The sequence below is a fragment of the Pseudomonas sp. JR33AA genome, assembly GCF_021378985.1.
In the GTDB taxonomy this organism is placed as follows: domain Bacteria; phylum Pseudomonadota; class Gammaproteobacteria; order Pseudomonadales; family Pseudomonadaceae; genus Aquipseudomonas; species Aquipseudomonas alloputida.
Map to the genome: position 1 here is coordinate 75,169 of NZ_JAJSAW010000019.1, position 7,298 is coordinate 82,466.

6 protein-coding genes are annotated in these 7,298 nt (G+C 64.2%); 4 read left to right on the plus strand and 2 right to left on the minus strand.

Annotation, left to right across the window (positions count from 1 at the left end; genetic code table 11):
- The first annotated feature begins 178 nt into the window (after positions 1-178).
- The gene (locus LVS58_RS22185) at positions 179-1,336 is read left to right on the plus strand and encodes an MFS transporter (protein ID WP_233692819.1); all 1,158 of its coding nucleotides are present in this window, start codon (positions 179-181) and stop codon (positions 1,334-1,336) included.
- A gap of 7 nt (positions 1,337-1,343) precedes the next feature.
- On the opposite strand, the gene LVS58_RS22190 is transcribed toward LVS58_RS22185, so the two are convergent.
- Both LVS58_RS22190 and LVS58_RS22195 read right to left on the minus strand, forming a co-directional pair.
- A complete protein-coding gene (locus tag LVS58_RS22190; RefSeq protein WP_233692820.1) occupies positions 1,344-2,300 on the minus strand; it encodes a FecR domain-containing protein in 957 nt (318 codons plus the stop codon).
- Positions 2,287-2,802, minus strand: coding sequence for a sigma-70 family RNA polymerase sigma factor (locus LVS58_RS22195; RefSeq protein WP_233692821.1), 516 nt, complete (start codon positions 2,800-2,802; stop codon positions 2,287-2,289). The genes LVS58_RS22190 and LVS58_RS22195 overlap by 14 nt, the downstream gene beginning before the upstream one ends.
- Positions 2,803-2,973: 171 nt before the next feature.
- Here LVS58_RS22195 and LVS58_RS22200 point away from each other — a divergent pair, with 171 nt between their 5' ends.
- Genes LVS58_RS22200 through LVS58_RS22210 form a run of 3 tightly spaced genes read left to right on the plus strand, consistent with a single transcriptional unit; the run spans position 2,974 to position 7,168 of the window.
- The gene (locus LVS58_RS22200; protein ID WP_233692822.1) at positions 2,974-3,600 is read left to right on the plus strand and encodes a DNA-3-methyladenine glycosylase family protein; all 627 of its coding nucleotides are present in this window, start codon (positions 2,974-2,976) and stop codon (positions 3,598-3,600) included.
- A gap of 47 nt (positions 3,601-3,647) precedes the next feature.
- Entirely contained in the window at positions 3,648-4,700 is a 1,053-nt protein-coding gene (ada, locus tag LVS58_RS22205; RefSeq protein ID WP_233692823.1) for a bifunctional DNA-binding transcriptional regulator/O6-methylguanine-DNA methyltransferase Ada, read from the plus strand.
- 56 nt (positions 4,701-4,756) lie between these two features.
- Positions 4,757-7,168, plus strand: a complete 2,412-nt coding sequence (locus LVS58_RS22210; protein ID WP_233692824.1) for a DUF3772 domain-containing protein — start codon at positions 4,757-4,759, stop codon at positions 7,166-7,168.
- Positions 7,169-7,298 lie beyond the last annotated feature (130 nt).

A 7,298-nucleotide genomic window follows, 5' to 3' on the forward strand; every position in this document is an offset into this window, starting at 1 on the left:
TTCAGGCGCTGCGTCGTGCATGGCCGAGTGACACGGTGCTCAAGCGCCGCCGCAGCGTGCTGTTTGCCTTCACCTTCTCGCCACACTTCGCATGAACTGATTTGCGCTTTCGCGTCGCTCGCCGTTCCGGCGTGCGCGCCTGTTTCTGCACGTCTTTTCGGTTTGCCAGGAGTGGTACATGAACATGCGTTTGTTGGCGGGCCTGTTGTTCGCCGTTTCTGTCGTGGGTTTCAGTTTGGGGGCCAGCTTGCCGCTGGTGTCGTTGCGCCTGCATGAAGCGGGGGCGAGCACACTGGAAATCGGCATCATCTCGGCCATCCCTGCCGCCGGGATGATGCTCTCTGCTTTTCTGGTCGACGTCTGCTGCCGCCATCTCACCCGGCGCACTATCTATCTGCTGTGTTTCAGCCTGTGCACGGTCAGCATCGCCTTGCTCGAGTCCGCGTTCGGCTCGTTATGGCTGCTGGCGTTGCTGCGCCTGGGCCTAGGGCTTGGCATGGGGATCGCCATCATCCTTGGCGAGTCGTGGGTCAACGAATTGTGCCCCGAACATAACCGCGGCAAGATCATGGCCTTGTACGCCACCAGCTTCACGGGCTTTCAGGTACTGGGCCCGGCCATGCTGGCAGTGTTGGGCGCCGATAGCCCGTGGATCACGGGGGGCGTCACGGTCTGTTATGGGCTGGCGTTGCTGTGCATCGTGCTGACTGTGCCCAACGACCATGTCGAGCACGAAGAAGGCGAAAAAAGCTTCGGCCTGGCCGGGTTCTTCCGTGTGGCACCGGCGTTGTGCATGGCGGTGCTGTTCTTCTCGTTCTTTGATGCGGTGGTGCTGTCGCTGCTGCCGGTGTATGCCACCAGCCATGGCTTTGCTGTTGGCATGGCGGCGTTGATGGTGACGGTGGTGTTTGCCGGCGACATGCTTTTCCAGCTGCCGCTGGGCTGGTTGGCCGATCGGGTTGAGCGCACAGGGCTGCACCTGGCGTGCGGGCTGGTGGCGATGGTGATCGGCATCGGTTTGCCTTGGCTGCTGAATCTCACCTGGCTGCTGTGGCCGCTGCTGGTGGTGCTGGGCGCGGTGGCGGGGGGGATCTATACCTTGGCACTGGTGCTGATCGGGCAGCGCTTCAAGGGCCAGGACCTGGTCACTGCCAACGCCAGTGTGGGCTTGCTGTGGGGCGTAGGCAGCCTGGTCGGGCCGCTGGTCAGTGGGGCGGCCATGAACGTTGCACCGCATGGTTTGCCCATGGCGCTGGCACTGATGGCCGGGCTGTTCGTGTGCTTTGCCAGGCAGTCATACCGGCGCCGTGAGCGGATGCGGGCTGTGGCGCAGTAATAGCCCTTTACGCTGCGCCGATGCTTACCCAATAGCGCGTCCTGTACTCGACCCGCACGGGCAGGCTGCGGGTGAGCAGTTGCAGGATTTGCCCGGTATCAGCCAGCTGATAGGTGCCTGAAACCTTCAAACCCGCCACTTCGGGAGCGCAGCGCAACAGGCCCGGTCGATAGCGGCCGAGTTCGCTGACAAACTCGGCAAGCGGCATCTGCTGCACGCTGAGTACACCTTCGGTCCAGCCCCAAGGGTCGTTGTGCAGTGTTCTGGCCTGAATGCTGCCGTCGGCGCTGACTTGCAAGGTTTCACCTGGCAGCACCTGCCTCGCTGAGGCCGAGGCATGGAACAGCGTGACTTCACCACGACGCACCGACAGCAGCAGGCCCTGGCTGTTTTCGCGTAGCAACAGCCGGCCATCGAAGGTGGTCAGCGGGCCGACACGGGTAGCGACGTGGAACGGGCGGTTGTCGTTGGGGTTGCTGTCCAGGCTGACCTCGCCATGGATCAGTTTCAGCTGGCGTTGCTCCGCGCTGTAGTGCAAGTCGATGGCACTGGCGGTGTTGAGCTGGAGACGGCTGCCGTCACTGCCTTGCCATTGGCGCCGTTCGCCTGTGGCGGTGCGGGTGTCGGCCAGCAGTTGTGGCAGGCCTAGCGGTTCGCGCGCGGCCCAGCCCAGGCTGCCGCCCACGGCCAACAGCCCCAGTAACTTAAGGTGGTCCCTGCGGCTGGCTTTGGGGTGCTGGCTAGCGTCCATGGTGCGCCGGCTCAGGTCCTTGGGCAGCCCGGCCAGTTCATCGCCCAGATTACTGACCCGCTGCCAGGCCAGGCGGTTGTGTGGGTGGCTGGCCAGCCAGTGCTGAAACTGCTGCTCGGTGCGCGGGCTGGGGGTGTCGAAACGCAGCTTTACCAGCCAGTCGATGGCCTGATCGACCTGCGCCTGTGCGGGCGTACCATCAGGCATCGGCATAGCGCAACCGGTAGCATACGCCCAGGGCCTTGGCCAGGTCGCGCTCAACGGTGGCCCTGGACACCTCCAGACGCTGGGCAACCTGCACGATGCTCAAACCGTCCAACTGAGCCAGCAGGAACGCTTGGCGCACGCGTGGTTTCAAGGAGTGCAAGGCGCGGTCGAGGCGTTCCAGTCTATCGAGGATGACAAGCTTATCCTCTTCGCTGGGCACTTCTGCTTCGGGCAGGTGAGCCAGGCTTTCCTGGTAGGCCCGCTCCAGCGCGCGGCGGCGGAACTGGTCGATCATCAAGCCACGGGCGATGCTGCTGAGGTAGGCGCGCGGTTCTTTGAGCGGCGACACCTGGCGCGCGCGCAACAACCGCACGAAGGTATCCTGGGCCAGGTCTGCGGCATGTTCACTGCAACCGACCCGGCTGCGTAACCAGCCACGCAACCAGGCATGGTGAGACTGGTAGAGCAGAGCGACCTCGGTGGGCTTGAGCGTGTCGTTGATCTGCATCGTAGAGAAGGCCCAGTTCAGTGATGTGTACGATTGTGAATGGTTCTCAATTCTATGCGGGGAAGACGGCGCGGAGCAATGGCATGCCAAGGATTAGCTGCGCAAGAACCGGCGTTTGCCCGATAAACGGCTGCGCTAAGCTGGACCTGCAATCGACTTGATGGAGGTGCCATGATGCTGGCCGACCTTTCGCCTGAGGCCTATCACGAGGCCACGCAACACCTGGCGGCACTTGACCCGGACTGGTCGCGGCATATTGCAGCGATCGGGCCCTGCCTGCACCAGGCTACGCCGGGACGTGAGCCTTACGAGGCATTGGTGCGGGCGATTGCCTACCAGCAACTGCACGCCCGCGCCGCCGAGGCGATCCTGGGGCGTTTGCTGGCGCTGTTCCCGGCAGACGATTTTCCGCAGCCAGAGCAGTTGCTGGCGATAACCCCGGAAACCCTGCGTGCCTGCGGCTTTTCGGCGAGCAAGCTGGTGACGGTCCAGGGCATTGCTCAAGCCACCCTGGAGGGCTTGGTACCGACGCGGGAGCAGGCGTTAACCATGGCTGACGAGGCGTTGATCGAACGCCTGGTGGCGCTGCGTGGGGTAGGGCGGTGGACGGTGGAGATGCTGCTGATCTATAGCCTGGGGCGGTCTGACATTCTACCGGTGGACGATTTTGGCGTGCGCGAGGGGTATCGGCGGCTGAAAGGGTTGGAGACCGCGCCGACACCGGCGCAAATGCGTTCGCTGGGCGGCGCCTGGCGGCCGTTTCGAACCGTGGCGGCCTGGTACCTGTGGCGGGCCTGACGTTTTTGCATCGCCCGCTCAGGCAACAACATATCCGGGAAACAAAGATGAACCTCTACACCACCCCCGACCAACGCTGGCAAGCCGTAGAGAGCCGCGACACTGCCGCCACAGGCCACTTTGTCTATGCCGTGCGTACCACCGGCGTCTACTGCCACCCCGGCTGCAAATCACGCCAGGCCAAGCGCATGAACGTCGAGTTCTACGACACTGCCGCTGCCGCCGAGGCTGCCGGCTACCGTGCTTGCAAACGCTGTATCAGCAAGGGCAGCGCCACCCGCCACAGCCAACTGGTTACCCACGCCTGCCGCTTGATCGAAACCAGCGACCCCGCGCCAAGCCTCGACCAACTCAGTGCGCGGCTGGCCGTCAGCCCTTTCCATCTGCATCGGCTGTTCAAGGCTGAAACCGGGGTTACCCCCAAAGCCTACGCCACGGCCTTCCGTGCCAGGCGCCTGCGTGCGCACCTGGAAGACGGCCAGCGCTCAGTTACCGATGCTATCTACGACGCCGGCTACACCTCCAACAGCCGCTTTTACGAAAGCGCCGACTTGCGCCTGGGCATGCGCCCCCGGCAATACCGCGCCGGCGGTGCCGGGGCAACCATTCACTTCGCCCTTGGGCAATGCTCGCTGGGTGCAATACTGGTCGCCCAGAGCGACAAGGGCATCTGCGCGATTCTGCTGGGCGACGACCCTGAGGGCTTGTTGCACGAGCTACAGGATCAGTTCCCCAAGGCCCACCTGATTGGTGGCGACAGCGCCTACGAACAAATGGTCGCCGAAGTGATCGGCTTCGTCGAAGCGCCAGCCTTGGGCCTGGCCCTGCCGCTGGATGTGCAAGGCACCGCGTTTCAGGAGCGGGTGTGGCAGGCGCTGCGTGAGGTGCCGGCCGGCAGCCGGGTCAGCTACACCGACATTGCCGAGCGCATTGGCGCCCCCAAGGCCGTGCGGGCGGTCGCCATGGCCTGCGCGGCCAACCGTATTGCCGTGGCCATCCCTTGTCACCGCGTGGTGCGCCGCGATGGCGACATCAGCGGTTACCGCTGGGGCGTGGAGCGCAAACAGCAATTGCTGAAGCGAGAAACGGCACTCTCCTGACGGCCCGAAGCCGCGTAGAATCCCCCGCCAAATCGAATTGCAAAGAGGAATATTCGATGAGGCGTGTCAGCCTTGCCCGTTATTGCCCAGGTCTGATTGCCCTGCTGGCCCTGATGCTGTTGCTTGTCAGCCCGGCCTGGTCGGCCCCGGCCACGCCATTGTCCAACCTGGCGGCTGCCGAAGCGCCCGCACTGGACGAAAACGCCAGCCTCGAACAGCTGAGTGACCGCTTGGACCTCATCCGCCAAGGCGTCACCAGCGAGGCCAACGATGACGTGCTGTCGCAACTGCGCCTGGGTGCGATGCAGGTTCAGCGTCAAGCTGATGCATTGAGTGCACAGCGCACTGCCGATGTGGGAAAACTCGATGACCAGCTGAAGGTGATCGGCCCGGCCCAGCCGGACGAGGCCGCTACCCTGACGCAGCAGCGCAAAGCGCTGGAGGCCGAGAAAAAGGCGCTGGTAGCCCAGCAGGATCAGGCCACCAAGCTGACCCAGTCGGCCCGTGACCTGTCCACGCAAATCGTCAACCTGCGCCGCAGCCAGTTCAACTCGCAAATCACCAGCCGTGCAGCCTCGCCACTGAGCCCGGCGTTCTGGCAGAGCATCATCCGCCCAACCCAGGACGACGTGGCGCGCCTGCGTGACCTGCGCGGCGAGGCGGCCGATGCCATCAGCAGCGCCTTCAGCGCCGAAAACCGCTGGCTGTTCGTTGCCAGCCTGGTGGCGGCGATTCTGGTGTGGACGTTGGTGCGGCGCGTGCTTGAACGCTTGCTGGCCAGTGCCATGGTCCACTGGCTGCCTGAGGGCCGCCTGCGCCGCAGCGCCTTGGCGCTGGGCGTTAGCCTGGCAACCCTGGGCACCATCGCCGGCTCGGTTTCGTTGCTGCGTTGGGGGCTGGAAAGCAACGCACGCTTGGGTTCGGATATCGCCAGCCTGACCAATCACATTCTCACCCTGGTGGTGTTCAGTGCCTTCATCACAGGCCTGGGCCGCGCCATGCTGATGCTGCAGCGTCCGTCCTGGCGGTTGCCGGCGATCCACGACGAAGTCGCCAGTGCGCTGGGCTGGTTCCCGAAGGTGCTGGCATTGGCCCTGATGGTCATGATGACCATGGAGCGCATGAACAGCGTGATCGGCGCCAGCCTGGCGCTGACGGTGGCCGTCAACGGGCTGACCGCGCTGGTGGTGGCGCTCACCTTTGCAGGCGCGCTGCTGTGTTACCGCCGCACCTTGCGCAAGCACGGCCTGGAGCGCCCGACGGGCCTGGCCGGGCTGATCCCGTTCGTGATGGTCATCTGGCTGACGTTGATCCTGCTGGCACTGCTCACCGGCTACCTGACGCTCGCCTACTTCCTCACCGCCAAGCTGTTGTGGGTCAGCCTGGTGGTCACCTGTGCCTACTTGCTGACCACCTTCTTCGGCGACCTGTGCGAAACCCTGTTGTCGCCCCGCCAGCCCGGTGGCCTGGCACTGGCCTCCACCCTGGGCCTGGCGCCTCGCCACCAGGCGCAGGCCAGCACCATACTGGCCGGCATCGGCCGCACGGTCGTGTTGTTCCTGGCACTGTTGCTGGTGTTGATGCCGTCGGGCACCAGCCCCAGCGAATTGCTGTTGAGTCTGGGCGACTGGGATGGGACCGGCGGCAAGGTGCTTGGCAACCTGAACATCGTGCCGCAGGACATCCTGCTGGCCTTGGCGATCTTCCTCGGCGGCCTGTTCGCCATCCGTGTGGTCAAGCGTTGGCTGAGCGACCGTCTGCTGCCGGAAACCGAAATGGACGCCGGCATGCGGGCCTCGCTGGTGACCCTGGTGGGCTACCTGGGTTTCCTGTTCCTGGCCATGCTGGTGATGTCGACCTTGCGTATCAACCTCACCAGCCTGACCTGGGTGGTCAGTGCCCTGTCGGTCGGTATCGGTTTCGGTTTGCAGCAGATCGTGCAGAACTTCATTTCCGGCCTGATCCTGCTGACCGAGCGCCCGGTGAAGGTGGGCGACTGGGTCAGCCTGGCGGGTGTCGAGGGGGATATCCGCCGCATCAATGTACGCGCCACCGAGATCCAGATGTCTGACCGTTCCACGGTGATCGTGCCCAACTCGCAGTTCATCTCGCAGAACGTGCGCAACGTGACCATGGGCAACGCGCTGGGTGTGGTCAGCATTACCCTGACACTGCCGCTGGAGACCGATGCCAACCGTGTGCGTGAGCTGCTGCTGGCGGCTTACCATGAGCATGAGGCGATTCTGGATGCACCAGCTACTTCGGTGTCGTTCAAGGACCTGACGGCCAGCGGTATGGTAATTGGTGTGAGTGGCTATGTGGCAGGGCCGCGGCAGGTATCGGGCACCCGCAGCGACCTTTTGTTCACCATTCTTGGCCGGTTGCGTGATGAAGGCATTCCACTGTCTTCGCCGCAGAGCATGGTGCTGGTGCAGGAAGGTGCGCGGCCGGCGGACGAGTCGGTGTAGGCATCGGGGCGGGGGCGGTCCAGCTGGTAGGCGCGGGTTTACCCGCGAAAGGGCCGGCCCTGCTGGCCAATTACCCCCGCCGTTCACCGTTGCCCGCGCTACCGTATTCGCGGGTAAACCCGCTCCTACA